The sequence below is a fragment of the Brevundimonas naejangsanensis DSM 23858 genome, from assembly GCF_000421705.1.
Lineage (GTDB): Bacteria > Pseudomonadota > Alphaproteobacteria > Caulobacterales > Caulobacteraceae > Brevundimonas > Brevundimonas naejangsanensis.
Genome location: NZ_ATXN01000004.1, coordinates 130,039 through 148,555 on the forward strand (window position 1 = coordinate 130,039; position 18,517 = coordinate 148,555).

Sequence of the window (18,517 nt, forward strand, 5' to 3'; positions counted from 1 at the left end):
GCGAAAACCGGCCTAAAGCCGTCGGACCTGTTGCAGACGCCCCTCGCCGGGGCTTGCGGAGCCGCGCCATGACCGACGTCGCCGTCCTGACCCCCGATCCGGCCGATCCCACCTATTCGACCCTGTGGCCCGGCGTGCTGGACCGGCTGGGCGAGGCGCTGGCGACGGCGGGGATCACGGCGCGGCCGACGCCGTGGACCGACCATGTCGAGAACGCCCGCGCCCTGATGGACTTTCCCCTGGTCCTGCCGCTGCTTGTCTGGGGCTATCATCAGGACCACCACAGGTGGCTCCAGGCCTGCTCGACCTGGGCCGAGGCGGGCGCGCCTTTGGCCAATCCCGCCCAGACCCTGCGCTGGAACGCCGACAAACGCTATCTGGCCCGCCTGTCGGAAAAGGGCGTCGCCGTCCCGCGGACGATCTTCGCCGACCATGTGGACGCTACGGTTCTGGAAGCCGCCTTCGCCGCGATAGGCGCCGAGACCCTGATCGTCAAACCGACCGTCTCGGGCGGCGCCTGGCGCACCCTGCGGGTGACGGCGGGCGAGCCCTTGGACATGGCCCTGGCCAACGCCCCCGTCGGCGGCACGATGATCCAGCCCTACCTCAAGGCCATCGAGACCGAGGGCGAGACCTCCCTGCTCTATTTCGGCGGCGAGCTAAGCCATGTCGTCAACAAGCGCCCCGGCGCGGCGGGCGAGTTCCGCATCCAGACCCAATATGGCGGTCAGTATCAGGCGCTGGACGTCGCGCCGCAAGGCGCGCTGGACCTGGCCGAGCGCACCCTGGCCGCCATCGACGAGGACCTGCTCTACGCCCGCATCGACATGACCCTGAACGGCGACGGCGACTGGGTGCTGATGGAGGCGGAGCTGATCGAGCCGGACTTCTACCTGGCCGCCGCGCCGCAAGCCGGAGCCCGCTTCGGCCAAGCGGTGCGGGCCCGGCTGGAGCGCAAAGCCTAGCCCCCCATGAAGCTGGCCCGCGACGGGCACAGGTCGGAGATCACACAACCTTCGCATTTCGGTCTCTGCGCCAGACAGGTGTAGCGGCCGTGCAGGATCAACCAGTGATGCGCCTTGGGCAGCCAGGCCTCGGGCACCACCTGGTGCAGTTGCGCCTCCACCTTGTCCGGCGTCGCGGCGTTGGCCAGCCCCAGCCGGTGCGAGACGCGGAAGACGTGGGTGTCCACCGCAATGGCCGGCTCGATCCCCAGTTCGTTCAGCACCACGCTGGCCGTTTTGCGCCCCACGCCCGGCAGGGCCTGCAGGTCGGCGCGGTTCAGCGGCACCTCGCCGCCGTGTTTCTCGACCAGCATCCGCGCGGCGGCGATGACGTTCTTCGCCTTGGTCCGGTAAAGGCCGATCGAGGCGATCAGGGGGATCAACCCCTCCTCGCCCAGGGCCAGCATCTTCTGCGGCGTGTCGGCGACGGCGAACAGGGCCTTGGTCGCCTTGTTGACCCCCACGTCCGTCGCCTGGGCCGACAGGGCCACCGCGACCACCAACGTATAGGGATTGACGAAGTCCAGCTCGGTCTTCGGGTCCGGCATGACGCCCGACAGGCGGACAAAGATCTCCTCCACCCGATCCTCGTCCGGCGGCCAGCTGATGATCGCGCCGACCGGCGCCTTTTTCGGCTGACGCGAGCGCTTGCCCGGCGGCGGGGTCAGGGCGGCCTTGGCGGTGCGGGACGCGGCGCGCGGGCGGGCGGCGGGCGCAGATAGGGTCGATTTTCGGCCAGTCATGCGTCTGGCTTCGCCTTCCACGGACGCCTCGTCAACGGGGGTGGGCCGCTTGACGCCCGCAGCGCCTTCCCCCAAGCCGCAACAGGGACAAGGGGAAAAGACGGTCATGATCCATTTATCGCGCGCGCTGACGACAGCGGCCTTTTTGGCGTTGGCCGTGTCGGCGTCCGCCCAGACCCCCGCCGCCGACACGCCCGTCATCGCTTATCACGGCGCGGTCCTGATCGACGGCACAGGCGCCGCGCCGCGCCGCGGAACCACAATCCTTGTTCAGGGCGAACGCATCCTGGCGATCCAGCCTGACGCCGACGCCATGCCGTCAAGCGCCGAACGGGTCGATGTCTCCGGCCTTCATGTCCTGCCCGGCCTGATCGACAGCCATGTGCATATCGCCACTCCGCCGAACGCCGACAGGGCGCATGTCCACATGCAGCGCTGGCTCTACTCGGGCGTCACCGCCGTTCGCGGCATGGCCGACGACCTGCGCTCCGTCGGCGAACTGGCGCGTCAGGCGCGGGTAGGAGAGGTTCCGTCGCCCGACATCTATTACGCCGCCCTCATGGCGGGCGAGGGCTTCTTCGACGACCCCCGCACGAGGGCCGTGACCGCAGGCGAGATTCCGGGCCGAACGCCCTGGATGCAGGCGATCACCCCCGAAACGGACCTGCCCCTGGCCGTCGCCATGGCGCGCGGAACCTCCGCCTCCGGAATCAAGATCTACGCCGACCTGCCGGCGGAGCGCATCGCCGCCGTCACGGCCGAGGCCCATCGCCAGGGATTCCCAGTCTGGACCCACGCCATGGTCTATCCGGCGACGCCGCAGGAGGTGATCGACGCCGGTCCCGACGTCATGTCCCACGCCTGCATCCTGGCCCACCAGGCCCAGACGCCCGCCGATCGCCCCCAGAGCTACGCCAGCCGCACGCCGATCGACCGCGCCCCCTTCCTCAATGGCGACAATCCGGTGGTGCAGGGCCTGCTGAACCAGATGCGCGACAAGGGGATCGTCCTGGACGCCACCGTCTGGGTCTACGCCGATCAGGAACGCGCCGTCTCCGACCGGCCGGGCGCCCGCCAGCCGATCTGTTCGGGGCCGATGGTCTTCGCCCTGACCCGTCAGGCCTATCGCACCGGGGTCGCCATCGCCGCCGGCACCGACGGAGAGACGCCGGAGGCCGATCCCTGGCCCGCCCTGCTGGAAGAGATGGAGCTGCTGCAGAACGCTGTCGGCATGACGCCGGGCGACGTCATCGTCGCCGCCACAGCCACCGCCGCCCGCGCCCTGAATCAGGAAGCCGATATGGGGACGCTGGCGGCGGGCAAACTGGCGAACATGATCTTCGTGGCGGGCGATCCGTCCGCCGACGTGGCCAATCTGCGCCGTCTGGTCTTCACCGTGAAACGGGGACAGCGTTTCGAGCGCCGCGATTTCGCGCCGGCGCGGGACTAACTGCGCCCTCTGCGACATTTTTACGCAGCTCGCCCTTGTATTCTGGACGCCGCCGTCCATTTTACGCGCGAAATTCCAAGCGAGCTGTCTCCCCCATGGCCCTCCCCGCCCCGCTCAAGAAGCGTCTGCCCCTGATCGTCGCCGGCGTCGTCGGCCTTGGCCTCATCGTCGGAGGCGTCGTCTGGTGGCAGGGCAAGCAGCGCTGGGAAGGCACCGACAACGCCTTCGTCCAGGCCGACACCGTGGCTGTCAGTCCCCGCATCGGCGGCGAGGTGGTCGAGGTCCTGGTCAAGGACAACCAGCGCGTCGAGGCCGGTCAGATTCTGGTCCGGCTGGATGATGCGGACGCCCGCGCCGCCCTGGCTCAGGCCCAGGCCAATCTGGCGGCTCTGGACGCCGCCGTAGCCAATGTCGACGCCCGCGCCGAACAGGAACAGGCCAACATCGCCGCCCGCGCCGCCGCCGTGACCCAGGCCCAGGCCCAGTCCAATCTCGCCCGCGCCGAGGTCGACCGCTACGGCAAGCTGGCCGATCAGGGCTGGGTGTCGCAGCAGCGTATCGAGACCCAGCGCGCCTCGGCCGAGACCGCCAGCGCCTCGGTCGCCCAGGCCCAGGCCGCCCTGACCGCCCAGCAGCGCACCGCCGCCGTGCTGGGCTCGTCGCGCCAGCAGAGCGTGGCCGCCGTGGAGCAGGCGCGCGCCCTGGTCGAGCAGGCGCAGCTGACGCTGGAGCGCACGGTGATCCGCGCCCCGGTGGCGGGCGTCGTCGGCGCGCGCGGCGTGCGCGTGGGTCAGGTCGTTCAGGCGGGCGGCCAGCTGATGTCCCTGGTGCCGCTGACGGATGCCTATGTGGTCGCCAACTTCAAGGAGACGCAGGTCGGACGGATGCGGCTGGGCCAATCGGTCGAGATCAAGGCCGACGCCTTCCCCGGCCGGTCGCTGCAAGGGCGTATCGACAGCTTCGCCCCGGCCACCGGCTCCGAGTTCGCCCTGATCCCGGTCGAGAACGCCACCGGCAACTTCACCAAGATCACCCAGCGCGTGCCGGTCCGCATCGCGGTCGAGCGCGACGACAGGGGCCAGCCGATCATCCTGCGCCCCGGCCTGTCGGTCGAGGTCAAGGTCGATCTGAAGAGCCAGGGCGGCGCCGCCTTCGCCGAAGCCGCCAATACGAGTCCCGCCCCGTGACCGACGCGGCCGCGTCATCGGCCCCGGCGCCGTCAACGACCGCACCGGGCGCCCAGCCCGAGATCAACTGGACGGCCCTGCTGCTCGGCTTCGCGGGCATGGTGATCGGCCAGTTCATGGCCATTCTCGACATTCAGATCGTCGCCGCCTCCCTGCCGCAGATTCAGGCGGGGGTCGGCGCCTCGGCCGATGAGATCAGCTGGATCCAGACCGCCTATCTGATCCCCGAGGTCGTGATGATCCCCCTGTCGGGCTATCTGTCGCGGCTATGGGGCACGCGGATCGTCTTTCTGGCCTCCTGCACAGGCTTCCTGATCATGAGCGTCATGGTCGGCCTGTCGTCGTCCATCGAGATGATGATCCTGTTCCGCGCGCTGCAGGGGTTTGTCGGCGGGGCCATGATCCCCACCGTCTTCGCCGTAGCCTTCACCGCCTTCCCGCCCGAACGTCGCGTGACCGCCAGCGTCATCATGGGGCTGATCGTCACCCTGGCCCCGACCGTCGGCCCGACCCTTGGCGGCCATCTGACCGAGCAGTTGAGCTGGCACTGGCTGTTCTTCATCAACGTCTTCCCCGGCGTGATCGTCCTGTTCCTGGTCGGGCGCTACGCCCATTTCGACAAGGGCGACCCCAGCCTGGCCAAGGGGTTCGACTGGTGGGGCCTGGGCCTGATGGCCGCCTTCCTGATGAGCCTGCAGTTCGTGCTGGAGGAAGGCGCCAAGGAGGACTGGTTCGCGGACGACAACATCCTGCTGCTCAGCATCATCGCGGGAATCTGCGGCCCGGCCTTCATCTGGCGCTCGCTGACCTACCGCAATCCGATCGTCGAGCTGCGCGCCTTCGGCAACCGCAACTTCGTGGTGGGGGTGCTGATGACCTTCATCGTCGGCGCGGCCCTGTTCGGCGGCACCTTCCTGTTGCCGCTGTTTTTGGGTCGGGTGCGCGAGTATTCGGCGGCCGAGGTCGGCACCACCATGATCGTGTCTGGTCTGGCCATGTTCGCCACCGCCCCCTTCGCCGGGCGGCTGGTGCGCAAGGTCGACGCGCGCATCCTGATGTTCGTCGGTTTCATGCTGGCCGCCTGGGGCATGTGGGACGCCCGCATCGTCACGGACCAGTGGGGCTTCTGGGAGTTCGCCGGGGTCCAGGCCATGCGCGGCGCCGGCGTCATGCTGGCCATGATCGCCTCGCAGCAGGTGACGATGGCCACCCTGCCCCCGCATATGGTCAAGAACGCCTCGGGCCTGGTGAACCTGGCGCGCAACGTCGGCGGCGCCTTCGGCCTGGCCATCCTCAACACCTCCCTGACCCAGAACACCGCCCTGCACATGGCCGAACTGACCAGCGCCATCGACCAGACCCATCAGGGAGTCCGCGACATGATCGCCGGCATGGCCGTGCGTTTCTCGGGCTCCATCGACCCGCAGGCCTCGGCAATGAAGGCGATCTATGGGATGTTGCAGAAACAGGCGACGACCCTGGCTTTTGGCGACGCCTTCGCCCTGCTGGCCGTCGGCTGCGCCTGCGCCGGATTCCTGACGCTTCTGTCCAAACCGGCCAAGCCCAATCCCGCCGCCGCTTCCTCGGACGTTCACTGATGCCCCGCGCCCGCGGCCAGATCGACGAACAGAAGAGCCAGGCCATACTGGAGGCTGCTTCAGGCCTGTTCGTCGAAAAGGGCGCCAAGGCCTCGATGAGCGAGATCGCCCGGCGCGCGGGCGTCTCGAAACAGACCCTCTACAATCGCTTTGCGACCAAGACCGAGATCGGTCGGGCGCTGGCGGCCCAGCGCTCGGACGCCGTCACCGCCCCCCTGACCTCAGGCGCCGAGCCCGAAGCGGTGCTGGCCGCCATCGCCGAGACCCTGATCGGCAAGATCTGCACGGGCGGCAAGGGCGCCTCCCTGCGCGGCGTGGCCCTGGTCTCGCCCGAAGCGCCGGAGCTGGCGCGCGCCATCTATGACGCCGGTCCGGGCGAGAGCGTCCGGCGCATCGCCGCCTGGCTGAAGGCGCAGGACGAGGCGGGGCGGCTGGCGGTCCCCGACGCCCTGGCCGCCGCCGAAATGTTCACCGGCATGGCGCTGGGCCACGGCCATCTGCGCTCGGTGCTGGGCCTGCCCCATCCCGACATCGCCGACCTGCCCGCCAGGGCGCGCGAGGTCGCGCGCCGTTTCGTCCGCGCCTTCGCGCCGGAATAGACGGCCGCGCCTGATTGGCCCTGAAGTTGGCCCTGAAGGCGGATCAGCGTAAAGCCGCCCTCAATCCTTTCCCTTGCGCCCGCCGGAGCCGTTTCCCATGCTGATCCACCTGTCGTCCTGGCCCGAGATCGACGAGCGCCTGAAGTCCGGCGCCCTGCTGTCCAAGACGGTGATCGTGCCGATCGGCTCCAATGAGCAGCACGGCCCGACGGGCCTTCTCGGCACCGACTGGCTGTGCCCCGAGATCATCGCCCACGCGGCCGAAAAGGGCGACGACAGGCTGGTCGTCACCCCCACCTTCAACATCGGCATGGCCCAGCACCACCTGGCCTTTCCCGGGACCATCACCCTGCGCCCGTCGACCTTCATGGCGGCGATCGCCGACTGGGTGTCGTCGCTGACGCGCCACGGCTTCGAGCGCATCTATTTCCTGAACGGCCACGGCGGCAACGTCGCCACCATCGAGGCCGCCTTCGCCGAAATCTACGCCGACTGGTCCTTCACGCCCGAGCCCTGGGCCGAGCGCCCGCCCTTCGTGCTGAAGCTGCGCAACTGGTGGGACCTGCCGGGCGTGCAGAAGCTATGCGAGGACATCTTCCCGACGGGCCACGGCAGCCACGCCACGCCGTCCGAGATCGCCGTGACCCAGGCGGGCTATCCCGACCGGATCAAGACCGCCGCCTATGAGCCGAAGATCGCCCCGTTCGGCCCGATCCGCGACGCCAACGACTATCGCGCCCGCTTCCCCGACGGCCGCATCGGCTCGGACCCGGCGCAGGCGACCCCGGAAAAGGGCCAGCGCATCATCGACGCCGCCGTCCCGGCCCTGATCCGCGATCTGACCGACTTCGCACAGGAAGTCTTGCCGGTCGCCTGAAACAGGCTCAGGGTCGCTGCATGAGCCCCATGCAGAAGACCGCCCGCAACGCCCTGCGCAACGCCCAGGCCGGTCAGGAACTGGCCGAGGCCTCGGCCGCCGTCATCACGCGGCGGCTGGGCATCATGGGCGAGGCGATGGCCAATCCGCTGCGCGCCGACCACGCCGAACTGGGCCGCATGGGAACCGAGAAGGTCGAGGCCATGGCGGCCTCGGCCGGGGCCGCCTATGCCGGAGCGATGGATCTGGCCGAACGGGCGGGCCGCGTGGCCGCGCGCGAGGGGGCGGAGGCCGCCGACTGCATGGCCAAACTGGCGCGCGCCGACACCCCCTTCGCCTTCGCCGCCGCCCAGACCGACTGGGCGATGGGCGCGTGGAGCCGGGCGATGAGCGACGGCTGGGCCTTCTACGGCGCGGCGCTGAAGGCGCAGGGACAGGCCCTGGCGCCCGTCCACGCCAAGGCCACGGCTAACGCGCGGCGCCTGAAACGCTAGGCATCTCCCAGCTCGCGCGGGCGTGATGGAACGCCCTGCTCCATCCCCGGATTGCTTTTGCAGCCATGCAAAGGAGATCACGATGGCCGAGAAAGACCCCAAGGACCCTCACCCCGGCATGATGGGCGACGGCACCGAGGAACAGAACCTCAACCAGCCGGGCGATCCGTCCAAGCGGATCACCGAGGACGAGGTCGACGACGCCTTCACCAAGGACCCCAAGCTGGTGCCGAAGGAATAGGCCGCGCTTACGCGGTCCGAATAACCCCATCCCGGGCCTCGACCGGCCAGGGCGCCAGCTTGCCGCCCGCGCAGGGCCCGGCGACGCAGGCGCCCGACAGCGGCTCGAACGCCGCCCCGTGCCAGCCGCACAGGATCAGCGACCCGTCCGGCGTCAGATAACGATCCAGCTCCACCGCAATGGGAAAGCCTGCGTGCGGGCAGCGATCCACCCAGCCCGCGACCCGACCGTCCTTCCTCACCACGAAGCCGTGAAAGAAGGCCTCGCCGATCTGCAGCACGAAGCCGCGCGAGCCGGGATCGGCGATGTCCGCCTCCAGACACAGGGCCACGTTCGGCGGCGTCTTCCAGACCCGCTTGCGCTCCTGCGTCTCCGGCGCCGGAACCTCTTCGGTCACTATTCGCGCTCGGGCTTCAGCGGGCGGGTCAGCAGGCTCTCGATCGCCTGATCCACCGTCAGCTCTCCCGCCAGCACCGCCGCCGTCGCCTCGCAGATGGGCGTGTCGACGCCCAGCTTGCGGGTCAGCTCGCGCACGGCGGGCGCGCTCTCATAGCCCTCGGCTACCGAGCGTTTGCCGGCCAGCGCCTGCTCAACGCTCAAACCCTGCCCCAGCGCCAGGCCCAGGCTCATGTTGCGCGACTGGGGGCTGGAGCAGGTCAGCACCAGATCGCCGACGCCACATAGCCCCGCCACCGTCTCGGCCTTCCCGCCTAGCGCCGTCGCCACGCGCACGATCTCGGCATAGCCGCGAGTAATGACGGCGGCGTGGGCGCTGCGGCCCAGTTCGCGCCCCTCGACGATGCCGCAGGCGATAGCCAGGACGTTCTTCAACGCCCCGCCGGTCTCGGCTCCGATCAGGTCGTCGGCGTAATAGGGGCGGAAGACCGGCCCCGACAGGGCGCCCGCCAGGGCCTCGGCCATCGCCGCATCGGCGCAGGCCAGGGTCACGGCGCTGGGCAGGCCGCGCGCCACCTCGGCAGCGAAGCTCGGCCCCGACAGCACAGCGGCCGTGGCTGACGGGATCGTCTCGGCCAGCACATCCGTCATCAGCTTCAGCGAGCCGCGCTCAATGCCCTTGGAGCACAGGATGATGGGCAGGCCCGGCCGGGCATAAGGCGCGAAGGCCTGCAACGTCGCCCGCATATGCTGGGCGGGCGGCACGGCCAGAATCAGGTCGCAGTCGGCCAGATCCGCCAGATCGGAAGTCACGTTGATGGCCGAATCCAGTTCGACCCCCGGCAGGAAGGCCTCGTTGACCCGGCGCGTGCGGATACTCTCGATCACCTCGGGCTCGCGCGCCTGCAACACCACGGCCAGCCCCGCCGCCGCCGCGCTCTGCGCCAGGGCCGTGCCCCAGGCGCCGCCGCCAATTACGCCTGCCGTATGAAATTCCATGTCTTCTCCGGTCCCCCGACCCCCCGCCGGGAGCCAAGCCGCTTTAAGCCTTGGCGCCCTTGCGGCCCGTTTTCTTGTGCACAGGATCAACGCTGGCGCGCGTCTCGTCCAGAGGCCATCGGGGCCGGGCGGCGACATCGATGTCCGACGTCAGCCCTTTTTCCAGCCGCTCGGCCCCCGCCAGGGCGATCATCGCCGCATTGTCGGTGCAATAGGCCATCGGCGGCGCCAGAAAGGCGAAGCCGTATTTCGTCGCCAGATCCTCCAGCGTCCGCCGGATCGTCTTGTTCGCCGCGACCCCGCCAGCCACCACGAATAGCTTGCGCCCTGCCGCCTCGCGCGCGGCGCTCGGCTGCTTGAGGGCGTCTTGGTCAAGCCCTACCGCCTCGCGCGCGGCGCTCGGCTGCTTGAGGGCGTCTTGGTCAAGCCCTACCGCCTCGCGCGCGGCGCTCGGCTGCTTGAGGGCGCCGTCAGCGAGTTCCGGATGCGCTTCGGCATAGGCCTTCATCGCCCGCTCGGTCCGCTCCGCCAGTTGGCGCGCGATGGCCTTCTGCACCGCATCGGCCAGATCGGCCCGATCCTGATCCGTCTCGCAGGTCTGGGCCAGACGCGACGCCGCCGTCTTCAGCCCCGAGAAGGAGAAGTCGCAGTCCTTGCGCCCCAGCAGCGCCCTGGGCAGCTCGAAGCGCGAGCCATCGCCTGACGCCGCCAGCCTCTCCAGCGCCGGTCCGCCCGGATAGCCCAGCCCCATGGCCTTGGCGATCTTGTCGAAGGCCTCGCCCGCCGCGTCGTCGATGGTCGTGCCCAGACGGCTCATGTCGCCGATGCCGCGCACCTCCAGCAGCTGACAGTGCCCGCCGGACACCAGCAGCAGCAGGAAGGGATAGGTCGTCTCCGCACCCAGCCGCGCCGACACCGCATGGCCTTCCAGATGGTTGACCGCGATCAGCGGCAGCCCGCGCGCCAGCGCCGCCGCCTTGCCGTACGACAGGCCCACCATGACCCCGCCGACCAGCCCCGGCCCCGCCGTCGCCGCCACGCCGTCCAGCGCGCTCCAGTCCAGCCCGGCCTCGGCCATGGCCCGGCGCGTCACGCCGTCGATCATCTCCACATGGCTGCGAGCGGCGATTTCCGGCACCACGCCGCCATAGGCCGCATGGTCGTCGATCTGGCTGTGGATGACGCTGGACAGCACCTCGGCGCCCGCCGCCGACAGGCGCACCACCGAGGCGGCGGTCTCGTCGCAGCTGGTCTCGAGCCCCAGCACGGTCAATCCGTCCATGACGCCCCCTTGGCCCCGTTCGGTTGCCCCGTCCGTCGCCCTGCTATAGTCCGCGTCCATCTTCATTGGGCGGAGTTAGCGACCCGCCCCCTCTTTCGCAACGGCGACCCGACTTGACTGAACCCCTTCTGCGCATCGGCACCCGGCGTTCGCGCCTGGCTCTGGCCCAGTCCGGCATGATGCAGCGCGCCATCGGCCGGGCGCTCGGCGTGCCCGATCCCGAGATCGAAGCTCTTGTCCCCCTGGTCGAGATCGTCACCACCGGCGACCGCATCCAGGATCGCCGCCTGCTGGAAGTCGGCGGCAAGGCCCTGTTCACCAAGGAGATCGAAGAGGCCCTGCTGGACGGCCGCGTCGACGTCGCCGTCCACTCGATGAAGGACGTCCCCGCCGAACAGCCTCCCGGTCTGGCCATCGCCGCCGTGCCAGAGCGCGAAGACCCCCGCGACGCCTTCATCAGCGACCATTACGCGACCTTCGCCGACCTGCCGCAGGGCGCCCGTTTCGGCACCGCTTCACTGCGTCGTCAGGCGCAGGCCCTGGCCCTGCGCCCCGACCTGAACATCGAGATGCTGCGCGGCAACGTCGACACCCGACTGAAGCGCCTGCGCGACGGCGACTTCGACGCCATCCTGCTGGCCTGTTCGGGCCTCAATCGCCTCGGCCTCGGCGAGGTCATCCGCCAGCGCCTGCCGCTGGACGCCTTCCTGCCCGCGCCGGGTCAGGGCGCACTGGCTCTTCAGACGCGCGAGGGCGACGTGAACGCCGCCTGGACCCGCGCCCTCAACCACGCCCCCACCGCCCTCGCTGTCGCCGCCGAGCGCGGGGCCATGGCCGCGCTGGAAGGCTCGTGCCGCACCGCCATCGGCGCCTACGCCCACATTACGGACGGCCGCCTGCACCTCAGCACTGAAATGCTCAGCCCCGATGGTTCGGGCCGCTGGACCCGCTCAGGCGACATTGCCGCGGGCGTTGATCACGCCGCCGCCCGCGCCCTCGGCCTCGACCTCGGCGGCCAGATTCAGGCCGTCGCCGGCGACCAGAAGATCGCGCTTTAGAGCGATGACGCCGATCCGCCGCGTCTGGGTCACGCGCGCCGAACCGGGCGCCGCCCGCACAGCGGACCGTCTGACAGCCCTCGGCTTCACCCCGCTCGTCGTCCCCCTGCTGACCTTGGCGCCCCTGCCCGGCGCCCTCGACGCCGCGCCTGACCCGGCCGCCGTCGCCGTTCTCGCCCTGACCAGCCCCAACGGCGTCGAGGCCTTCGCCCCGTTGGCCCCGCGCTTTAGCCGCCATCCCGTCTTCGCGGTCGGCGACGCCACCGCCGAAGCGGCCCGCGCCGCAGGCTTCGCCGACGTCCGCTCAGCCTCCGGCGATATCCACGCCCTCGCCCGCCTGATCGCGGCCGAAGCCCCGCCCGGTCCCCTGCTGGCCCCCGGCGCGCGCGAACCAGCGGGCGACCTGCCCACCCTGCTGCCCGACCGCCCGGTCCAGCGCCTGCCCGTCTACGCCGCCTTCGAGACCCACGCCCCGGCGCCCGCAACCTTCGACGCTGTGATGCTCCACTCCCCCCGCGCCGCCCGCGCGCTTGCTACAATCCTGGCGGCCAATCTGCCGCGCGCCGCCTCTTCCGGCCGCGTCGCCATCTGCATTTCCCAAGCCGCCGCTGCGCCCCTGCGCGCCTTCAATTTCACGGAAATCCGCATCGCCGCCGCCCCGGATGAGCCGGCGATGCTATCGGCTCTTGGCAAGCCTGCCGCTCCCGTATAAAGAGCCCTCCTCGCTCGCCCGCGCCTCCATGACGCGGGCGACGCCGGGGCCGCTTTAGCTCAGCTGGTAGAGCACCTCATTCGTAATGAGGGGGTCAGGTGTTCGAGTCACCTAAGCGGCACCACCTTTCCAGAGCACCGCTAGCTTTGACGCCCGGCCAGGATAAGCCGAAAGGCGCTTCCGCTTGGGAGCTGCGTGGGCGTCCTCATGCCATCATGCAGGTGTCGACGCTGCTGTCCTGTAGTCGTTTCGGTATCTGGAGCGCGTCTAGGGCAGGACGGTCATATTCCACGGATAGCGGGTTGCGGCCTCATTTGCCGGGGCCTGGCCTGTTAGGGTCTCCGGGCACATGAGAGGCCAAGAACGATGAAAGAATCCAAAGGAAAGCCGAAGAAGGCCAAACCTAAGACCAATGTTTCCAATCCAAGCGTGAAGAACTTGGTCGACAAGGCAGCCGTCGGATCAAAGCAGTCAAAATAATTCGAGGCCCGCTGGTCAACGGCGGGCCCTCATCGTGAGCCTGTTTCGATTATTATCGTCCCGACCTTGCGTTGATGGTGATCCATCCCCACATCAAACATGTCGATCTTCTTGCGTAACGCTGCTGCCCTTTTCTGCACGACGCATAGAGGTTCAAAAGCCGATCCCATCCAGACCCGACAGGCTTCAGAGGCTTTCTCTGCCGCCAACGCTATAGGAGGTCTGAAAATGGCTACCGGCACAGTAAAATGGTATAATTCAACCAAGGGTTACGGCTTTATCGCGCCTGACGATGGAGGCAAGGACGTCTTCGTGCACGCTTCCGCGGTAGAAGCCTCCGAGTTTTCCTCTCTCAATGAGGGGCAGAAGCTCGACTTCGAGGTCGAACTGGACTCCCGCAGCGGTAAGGAATCCGCAGCCCGCCTTGTGGTGGCGGCCTAGAGGCGACATCGTCACTTTTCGTGATGGCCGGATCGCCTTCGACGGGGTCGTGACTGGCCTGCTTCCGCTGGGAGCGCGTCGGGTCCGGTTGGAGAACGGCCATACCATCACCGTTCTTCCCAGCCTTAATCGACCGCTAAAGACCAGTGTCCTGGGGGATGAAGTCAGAGTCGAGATCGGCTTCAACCAGTTGAAGGGGTGGCGCTTGACGCGTCGCCCCGAGCCTCTGGCGGAAGGAGGCGCCTGTGTCGCCTCTGGCTGAGAAACTTCCCTTAATGAGCGATACGGATCTGTCGGCTCTGCGCGTCAATGCGCAACGGTTGGTTCTGCATGGTCTGCCGCCCCAGATCGCGGCTGCATCCGACATTCTTCCGCTTATTGACGCCGAGGCCGCCAGGCGCGCCGCTGGTCCCAAACCGGCTGCGGTGAAGACAGCCCGCGCGCCCAGAAGAAAGGCGACCTCGCCTGTGTCAGGACACCAGACGGCCTTGCCGTCGTTTTCGAAAGACCCTGGATGATCGAAGAGAGTTTCGTGCGCCTGTACGCGCAGGACTTTGTCCAGATGGCCGTGAGATCGGGTCTGGGCCAGGATGTTGACGCTGCTTTGCAACGACGACTGACCGAGGCCCGGATCCATGCAGTCGTCATGGATGACCGCAAAAGCAAAGGGCATCTCGCCGCCCTGGTCCGTCGGGTTCGAGACGAGGCGGGCCGTGTCGACGGCCGCGCGATGCGTTATGGGGACGATCCAGCGCTGGCGGCCCAACGGCGGCTCCGTTTCCTCTCAGGCGTCGCCGAGGCTTTGAACGCGCCTCCGCCGTCGCGTTCGCCAGATCGCCTCTCCGCCCGACGGGCGGCAGACGACGCGAAGCCGCGCTCCAAGGCAGAGACGGATACCCCCCATGGCGATTGAAGGCCGGGCCCCCCGGCTGGCTGTGCTGATCGACGCTGAAAACGCCTCTCCGAAAATCGCCGAAGCCCTATTCACCGAGATCGCCGCTTTAGGCGAAGCATCGGCGCGACGCATCTACGGCGATTTCGCCAGTCCTCAGATTGCTGGCTGGACGAAGGTGCTCGCGCGGTTCGCCATCCAGCCCCAGCAGAATTTCGCCAACACCAAGGGCAAGAACTCGGGCGACATCGCCCTGGTCATCGACGCCATGGATCTCCTGCATTCCGGCCGGTTCGACGGTTTTTGCCTGGTCTCGTCGGACGCTGATTTCACCCGCCTTGCATCGCGCATTCGCGAAGAGGGCGTCGACGTCTATGGATTCGGAGAGCAGAAGACTCCCGAGAGTTTCCGTCAGGCCTGCACTCGCTTCATTTATACTGAAAATCTGAGCCTTCCCGGCGACGGGGATGTCGATCCATCGAAAACCGTGCGCCGCTCCAGCGACAGCAGGCGGAGGCCGGCGGAAGCTGCGCGGCTGATCGCGACCGTGATCGCGGATATGGACGAGGATGGAGACGGGTGGGTCGCCGTGGGCGGTCTCGGCAACCGTCTCCGCAACGCCTACCCGGATTTCGACCAGCGAACATACGGCTACCCCAAACTGTCCGATCTCATTCGCGGAACCGGACGGTTTGAGGTCCAGACCAGCAGCAGCGGCGTCATGCGCATACGCGATCTGGCCTGATCGGAGCGACGGCGACGCGGCGACAGGTTCCGATCAATGTCCGCGCGCCGGTTGAGGGGGGCTGGGGCTGGGGCCGACATCCGTACAAGCGTCGCGGATGGAGCCCTTAGGAACAGAAGACCAGCTGCGAGATGCGCTTTGGGCGGCCTCTAGGGCCAACCGCTATCCGTCAGGGGCTCAACCGGGGCGGGACTCAGGATTATTCTGGAAACCATGAGGCCGCCATGTCCGCAAAAGCCCGTCACGCGCCCTCTATCTGGAGGCTGTCGCCCTTTGAGATCTTCCTCATCTTTCTGAGCGTGTCTTGCTTCGCAGGCGCCGCCTGGACCGTTCATCCATTCTAGAAAGACGTGAACGACGCTGCTGGCGGCGTTTCAGGTCGCAACCTACGCTAGATGAACGGCGCTCAGACTTCCCTCACAAGGGAGTTGTTTTCGTGCATAGGAAGCCGGTGATTGAGAGGGCGCTCGAACTTGCAGAAAGCGGAATCTTTCGCATTCCGAGTGAAGTTCGAAAGGCCCTCATTAGGGAAGGTTACACCCAATCCGAAATCTACGGACTGGAAGGCAAGGCGACCTGGCGGCAGTTACGCAAGAAGTTCGCGGAACACTGGTGCCCGCCCATCGACAATCCTTCTTTGCCGGCCGAAGACGCCGATCATCAGCATAACGCCCTTATCGAGTATTTCCTTATGGCAGGCTAGGGTGCAGGCTTCAGAGCTTCTGCGTTTACAGCTGCATCAGCAATAGAGGTCAGATCGACGTCGGTTTGGGACTCCTCCTGCAGCGTTTCATCGAGAAGCGCAGCGGCGTCCGCCAGCCCCAGAACGTTCGCCCAGCGCTTCAGCGTGCCGTATCGGGTGATCTCATAGTGTTCAACCGCTTGAGCCGCTGCGAGCAGGCCGGCGTCCAGCGCGGGGCTGTCCTTGTACTCTTCCATGATCTCGTCGCCCTCGGCGAGGATGCCTTCGATCGCATCGCACGTTTTGCCTCGAGCTGACTTTCCAATGATCTCGAACACTTGCTGCAGGCGCTCGATTTGACCTTCGGTCTGGCCTTTGTGCTTCTCAAAGGCGGCCTTGAGCTCAGGAGCCTGAGCGGCGCGAGCCATTTTGGGCAGCGACTTCAGAATTTTCCGCTCGGCGTAGTAAATGTCTTTCAGGGTGTCGTGGAAAAGCGCGTCTAGAGTTTTCTCGGCCATCGGGTTCTCCTGGCGATGGGGCCTCGTGGCGAAAGACGAAGCCTGCGTTATCCGGATCAGTCGTTATCCAACCCTTCAGCGATATCTGGCTCCGCATCAGGAGCATCACCCTGTTCATCCTCCTCCGGTCGGGCCGGCGCGGGTTGGTTGGCGGGGTTCTGGTCGTTGTCAGGATTTTGGTTAGGTTGCTGCTGAACGTCGGTCATGGCTTTCTCCCGTTGATCACACCAGAAGCAGCGGCTTTCGCGCTTGTTCCTAAGGCAGCGCTACACGAAAGAGTGCCTCCGACTGAGCTGCTCCCATGCAACCCTCGCGGCCAAAGGCTGTTCGCCTGCATAAGAGGGGAGGCAGAGCGTCTAAGCGGCGCCATCTTTCCCGCTCCATCACAGTCGGACCCACGCTCACGGCGCAGGCGCATGCCTGCACATCACGCTGCGAGGGTGCGGACGAGGCAAGCCGGGGCGAGGTCGCTGGGCGCGAAGCTGCGGACCTCGTGATTGCCGCGATAGAGGTCGATGCGTTCGAGGCGGGGCCAGTCGCGCGCAACCTCGGTCAGGCCGCGCACGGCCTCGACCTCGGTGGCGCCGGGCAGCACGCACAGCTCGGGCGTGATCGCCTCCGGCGTGTGGATCAGGCAGTAGAAGACATCCATCGCGTGGCCCCAACCATGGCTCGCCGCCCTCTTGCCGAAGGAAGATGACGGAGAAGCCGTTGGAAATGCGACGCTTTGGCGAAGTCTGAGGGTCGACGATACTATCTAGCTGGTGAAGAACTGCTGGGTGCCGTGCGCCTCGATCGCGCCCGCCAGACGGCCAAGCGCATGGATATAGGCCGCTGTTCGCAAGGTGACGCCCTTGTCCTCGGCGATGGACCAGACGGCGTCGCCCTCGGTCTCGATGATGGACTTGAGCCGCGACTGCACCTCGTCCAGCGTCCAGTAATAGCCCTGGCGGTTCTGGACCCATTCGAAATAGGACACCGTCACGCCGCCGGCGTTGGCCAGGATGTCCGGCAGGACGATCACGCCCTTTTCGGCCAGAATGCGGTCGCCCTCGGGCGTGATCGGGCCGTTGGCCAGTTCCAGCACGACCTTGGCCCGGACCGAGCCCGCGTTGCCGTCGTGGATCATGTCCTCCATCGCCGAGGGCGCCAGGACATCGCATTCGACAGCGATCAGTTCATCCGACGAAATGACCTTGCCGCCGTGTTCAGCCTGAACCACCGAATGACCAGCCGCCTTGGCCGCCAGCAGGGCGTCCACGTCGAGGCCGGAGGCCGCATGAACGGCGCCGCCCGAGTCCGACACGGCGACGATCTTGGCGCCGATGCTGCGGAACAGGCGCGCCACGTGCTGGCCCGCATTGCCGAAGCCCTGAACCGCCACGCGCAGGCCTTCGGTCGGCAGGCCCAGCCGCTCGGTCAGATGACAGGTCAGGTAAAAACCGCCGCGCGCCGTGGCGTCCTCACGCCCGACCGAGCCGCCCAGGGCGATCGGCTTGCCCGTGATGACGGCGGGCGCCGCCTGCCCTTGGATGGAGGCGTACTCATCGGCCATCCAGCCCATGATCATGGCGTTGGTGTAGACGTCGGGGGCCGGAATATCGCGATCCGGGCCGATGATGCCCGCGAAAGCCTGGACATAGGCGCGCGACAGCCGTTCCAGCTCGGCCTTGGACAGACTCTTGGGGTCGACCTGCACCGCCCCCTTGCCGCCGCCATAGGGCAGATTGGTCACGGCGCACTTCACCGTCATCCAGAAGGCCAGGGTCTCGACTTCCTCGACCGTTGAGTCGGGATGAAAACGAATGCCGCCCTTGGTCGGACCGCGCGTGTCATCATAGCGGCAACGCCACGCCAGGAAGGATTTACGCGACCCGTCGTCCATACGGATCAGCAATCGGACCTTCATGGTCTCGCGCGGATATTTCAGCTTCTCCAGCACATCGCTATCGATCTGCACGTGGCGGGCGGCCTCGTCGAGACGGGTCAGGGCCGCGTCTAGGATGTTTGGATTCGGCATGATTATTCCAAATGTATAGGCATAAACCCGGCCCCAAAGGCGGAACAGGTCTACTTCTTAAGGAAGAGCGGATTTTGCTGCCACATGAAATGCTGCAGC

Annotated in this window: 22 protein-coding genes and 1 tRNA gene; 15 read left to right on the plus strand and 8 right to left on the minus strand. The window is 67.4% G+C overall.

What is annotated here, in order from left to right; all coding sequences use genetic code 11:
- Window positions 1–68: 68 nt before the first annotated feature.
- Window positions 69–965 carry an ATP-grasp domain-containing protein gene (locus tag H556_RS0110160; protein WP_024354318.1) on the plus strand — a complete coding sequence of 299 codons (897 nt, stop codon included), beginning with the start codon at window positions 69–71 and terminating at the stop codon, window positions 963–965.
- Here the strand turns inward: H556_RS0110160 and nth are convergent.
- Window positions 962–1,747, minus strand: coding sequence for an endonuclease III (nth, locus tag H556_RS0110165; RefSeq protein WP_081650945.1), 786 nt, complete (start codon window positions 1,745–1,747; stop codon window positions 962–964). The two genes, H556_RS0110160 and nth, sit on opposite strands and share 4 nt — an antisense overlap.
- Window positions 1,748–1,853: 106 nt before the next feature.
- Between nth and H556_RS0110170 the strand changes: the two genes are divergently transcribed.
- From H556_RS0110170 to H556_RS16480, 7 genes are all read left to right on the plus strand, one after another.
- Complete coding sequence (locus H556_RS0110170; RefSeq protein WP_029673503.1) at window positions 1,854–3,197, plus strand: amidohydrolase family protein; 1,344 nt, start codon at window positions 1,854–1,856, stop codon at window positions 3,195–3,197.
- A gap of 95 nt (window positions 3,198–3,292) precedes the next feature.
- Entirely contained in the window at window positions 3,293–4,384 is a 1,092-nt protein-coding gene (locus H556_RS0110175) for an HlyD family secretion protein (RefSeq protein WP_024354321.1), read from the plus strand.
- A complete protein-coding gene (locus H556_RS0110180) occupies window positions 4,381–5,982 on the plus strand; it encodes a DHA2 family efflux MFS transporter permease subunit (RefSeq protein WP_024354322.1) in 1,602 nt (533 codons plus the stop codon). Before H556_RS0110175 ends, H556_RS0110180 begins: the two co-directional genes overlap by 4 nt.
- The gene (locus H556_RS0110185; protein WP_024354323.1) at window positions 5,982–6,581 is read left to right on the plus strand and encodes a TetR/AcrR family transcriptional regulator; all 600 of its coding nucleotides are present in this window, start codon (window positions 5,982–5,984) and stop codon (window positions 6,579–6,581) included. Before H556_RS0110180 ends, H556_RS0110185 begins: the two co-directional genes overlap by 1 nt.
- A 97-nt stretch (window positions 6,582–6,678) precedes the next feature.
- Window positions 6,679–7,458, plus strand: coding sequence for a creatininase family protein (locus H556_RS0110190; protein ID WP_024354324.1), 780 nt, complete (start codon window positions 6,679–6,681; stop codon window positions 7,456–7,458).
- A gap of 29 nt (window positions 7,459–7,487) precedes the next feature.
- Window positions 7,488–7,952 carry a phasin family protein gene (locus H556_RS0110195; RefSeq protein ID WP_024354325.1) on the plus strand — a complete coding sequence of 155 codons (465 nt, stop codon included), beginning with the start codon at window positions 7,488–7,490 and terminating at the stop codon, window positions 7,950–7,952.
- An 82-nt stretch (window positions 7,953–8,034) separates the two neighbouring features.
- On the plus strand, window positions 8,035–8,193 hold the full coding sequence (locus H556_RS16480) for a hypothetical protein (RefSeq protein WP_233552034.1): 159 nt from the start codon (window positions 8,035–8,037) through the stop codon (window positions 8,191–8,193).
- Between the two features lie 7 nt (window positions 8,194–8,200).
- On the opposite strand, the gene H556_RS0110205 is transcribed toward H556_RS16480, so the two are convergent.
- From H556_RS0110205 to tsaD, 3 genes are read right to left on the minus strand one after another with little or no spacing between them, the layout of a single operon-like run.
- Window positions 8,201–8,590, minus strand: coding sequence for a Rieske (2Fe-2S) protein (locus H556_RS0110205; RefSeq protein ID WP_024354326.1), 390 nt, complete (start codon window positions 8,588–8,590; stop codon window positions 8,201–8,203).
- Entirely contained in the window at window positions 8,590–9,588 is a 999-nt protein-coding gene (locus tag H556_RS0110210; RefSeq protein ID WP_024354327.1) for an NAD(P)H-dependent glycerol-3-phosphate dehydrogenase, read from the minus strand. Before H556_RS0110210 ends, H556_RS0110205 begins: the two co-directional genes overlap by 1 nt.
- 43 nt (window positions 9,589–9,631) lie before the next feature.
- Window positions 9,632–10,870 carry a tRNA (adenosine(37)-N6)-threonylcarbamoyltransferase complex transferase subunit TsaD gene (tsaD, locus tag H556_RS16830; RefSeq protein WP_029673507.1) on the minus strand — a complete coding sequence of 413 codons (1,239 nt, stop codon included), beginning with the start codon at window positions 10,868–10,870 and terminating at the stop codon, window positions 9,632–9,634.
- 113 nt (window positions 10,871–10,983) lie between these two features.
- Here tsaD and hemC point away from each other — a divergent pair, with 113 nt between their 5' ends.
- The 7 genes from hemC to H556_RS0110250 all read left to right on the plus strand — a co-directional run bounded on the left by hemC (window position 10,984) and on the right by H556_RS0110250 (window position 15,901).
- On the plus strand, window positions 10,984–11,928 hold the full coding sequence (gene hemC / locus H556_RS0110220; RefSeq protein ID WP_024354329.1) for a hydroxymethylbilane synthase: 945 nt from the start codon (window positions 10,984–10,986) through the stop codon (window positions 11,926–11,928).
- A 4-nt stretch (window positions 11,929–11,932) separates the two neighbouring features.
- Window positions 11,933–12,640 carry a uroporphyrinogen-III synthase gene (locus H556_RS0110225; RefSeq protein WP_024354330.1) on the plus strand — a complete coding sequence of 236 codons (708 nt, stop codon included), beginning with the start codon at window positions 11,933–11,935 and terminating at the stop codon, window positions 12,638–12,640.
- A gap of 48 nt (window positions 12,641–12,688) precedes the next feature.
- Window positions 12,689–12,764, plus strand: a tRNA-Thr gene (locus H556_RS0110230).
- Between the two features lie 584 nt (window positions 12,765–13,348).
- Window positions 13,349–13,561: a cold-shock protein gene (locus tag H556_RS0110235; RefSeq protein ID WP_024354331.1), complete on the plus strand. Its 213-nt coding sequence runs from the start codon at window positions 13,349–13,351 to the stop codon at window positions 13,559–13,561.
- A gap of 514 nt (window positions 13,562–14,075) precedes the next feature.
- On the plus strand, window positions 14,076–14,474 hold the full coding sequence (locus H556_RS0110240) for a hypothetical protein (protein WP_024354332.1): 399 nt from the start codon (window positions 14,076–14,078) through the stop codon (window positions 14,472–14,474).
- Window positions 14,464–15,198 carry an NYN domain-containing protein gene (locus H556_RS0110245; protein ID WP_024354333.1) on the plus strand — a complete coding sequence of 245 codons (735 nt, stop codon included), beginning with the start codon at window positions 14,464–14,466 and terminating at the stop codon, window positions 15,196–15,198. The genes H556_RS0110240 and H556_RS0110245 overlap by 11 nt, the downstream gene beginning before the upstream one ends.
- Before the next feature lie 436 nt (window positions 15,199–15,634).
- Entirely contained in the window at window positions 15,635–15,901 is a 267-nt protein-coding gene (locus H556_RS0110250; protein WP_155802469.1) for a hypothetical protein, read from the plus strand.
- Here the strand turns inward: H556_RS0110250 and H556_RS0110255 are convergent.
- From H556_RS0110255 to H556_RS0110265, 4 genes are all read right to left on the minus strand, one after another.
- Window positions 15,898–16,398 carry a YciE/YciF ferroxidase family protein gene (locus H556_RS0110255; protein ID WP_024354335.1) on the minus strand — a complete coding sequence of 167 codons (501 nt, stop codon included), beginning with the start codon at window positions 16,396–16,398 and terminating at the stop codon, window positions 15,898–15,900. The genes H556_RS0110250 and H556_RS0110255 overlap by 4 nt on opposite strands.
- Window positions 16,399–16,454: 56 nt before the next feature.
- A complete protein-coding gene (locus H556_RS16370) occupies window positions 16,455–16,604 on the minus strand; it encodes a hypothetical protein (protein WP_155802471.1) in 150 nt (49 codons plus the stop codon).
- A gap of 221 nt (window positions 16,605–16,825) precedes the next feature.
- Window positions 16,826–17,050, minus strand: coding sequence for a hypothetical protein (locus tag H556_RS0110260; protein WP_024354336.1), 225 nt, complete (start codon window positions 17,048–17,050; stop codon window positions 16,826–16,828).
- Between the two features lie 105 nt (window positions 17,051–17,155).
- Entirely contained in the window at window positions 17,156–18,418 is a 1,263-nt protein-coding gene (locus H556_RS0110265) for a Glu/Leu/Phe/Val family dehydrogenase (protein WP_024354337.1), read from the minus strand.
- Window positions 18,419–18,517 lie beyond the last annotated feature (99 nt).

Excerpts from the sequence above, each read along its gene's own strand:
- H556_RS0110240 (WP_024354332.1), top strand. The coding sequence starts at position 14,076 with ATGATCGAAGAGAGTTTCGTGCGCCTGTACGCGCAGGACTTTGTCCAG.
- H556_RS0110225 (WP_024354330.1), top strand. The coding sequence starts at position 11,933 with ATGACGCCGATCCGCCGCGTCTGGGTCACGCGCGCCGAACCGGGCGCC.
- H556_RS0110195 (WP_024354325.1), top strand. The coding sequence starts at position 7,488 with ATGCAGAAGACCGCCCGCAACGCCCTGCGCAACGCCCAGGCCGGTCAG.
- H556_RS0110260 (WP_024354336.1), bottom strand. The coding sequence starts at position 17,050 with ATGGATGTCTTCTACTGCCTGATCCACACGCCGGAGGCGATCACGCCC.
- H556_RS0110265 (WP_024354337.1), bottom strand. The coding sequence starts at position 18,418 with ATGCCGAATCCAAACATCCTAGACGCGGCCCTGACCCGTCTCGACGAG.
- tsaD (WP_029673507.1), bottom strand. The coding sequence starts at position 10,870 with ATGGACGGATTGACCGTGCTGGGGCTCGAGACCAGCTGCGACGAGACC.
- H556_RS0110170 (WP_029673503.1), top strand. The coding sequence starts at position 1,854 with ATGATCCATTTATCGCGCGCGCTGACGACAGCGGCCTTTTTGGCGTTG.
- H556_RS0110255 (WP_024354335.1), bottom strand. The coding sequence starts at position 16,398 with ATGGCCGAGAAAACTCTAGACGCGCTTTTCCACGACACCCTGAAAGAC.
- H556_RS16370 (WP_155802471.1), bottom strand. The coding sequence starts at position 16,604 with ATGACCGACGTTCAGCAGCAACCTAACCAAAATCCTGACAACGACCAG.
- H556_RS0110185 (WP_024354323.1), top strand. The coding sequence starts at position 5,982 with ATGCCCCGCGCCCGCGGCCAGATCGACGAACAGAAGAGCCAGGCCATA.
- nth (WP_081650945.1), bottom strand. The coding sequence starts at position 1,747 with ATGACTGGCCGAAAATCGACCCTATCTGCGCCCGCCGCCCGCCCGCGC.
- H556_RS0110190 (WP_024354324.1), top strand. The coding sequence starts at position 6,679 with ATGCTGATCCACCTGTCGTCCTGGCCCGAGATCGACGAGCGCCTGAAG.
- H556_RS0110175 (WP_024354321.1), top strand. The coding sequence starts at position 3,293 with ATGGCCCTCCCCGCCCCGCTCAAGAAGCGTCTGCCCCTGATCGTCGCC.
- H556_RS0110160 (WP_024354318.1), top strand. The coding sequence starts at position 69 with ATGACCGACGTCGCCGTCCTGACCCCCGATCCGGCCGATCCCACCTAT.
- H556_RS16480 (WP_233552034.1), top strand. The coding sequence starts at position 8,035 with ATGGCCGAGAAAGACCCCAAGGACCCTCACCCCGGCATGATGGGCGAC.
- H556_RS0110210 (WP_024354327.1), bottom strand. The coding sequence starts at position 9,588 with ATGGAATTTCATACGGCAGGCGTAATTGGCGGCGGCGCCTGGGGCACG.
- H556_RS0110245 (WP_024354333.1), top strand. The coding sequence starts at position 14,464 with ATGGCGATTGAAGGCCGGGCCCCCCGGCTGGCTGTGCTGATCGACGCT.
- H556_RS0110235 (WP_024354331.1), top strand. The coding sequence starts at position 13,349 with ATGGCTACCGGCACAGTAAAATGGTATAATTCAACCAAGGGTTACGGC.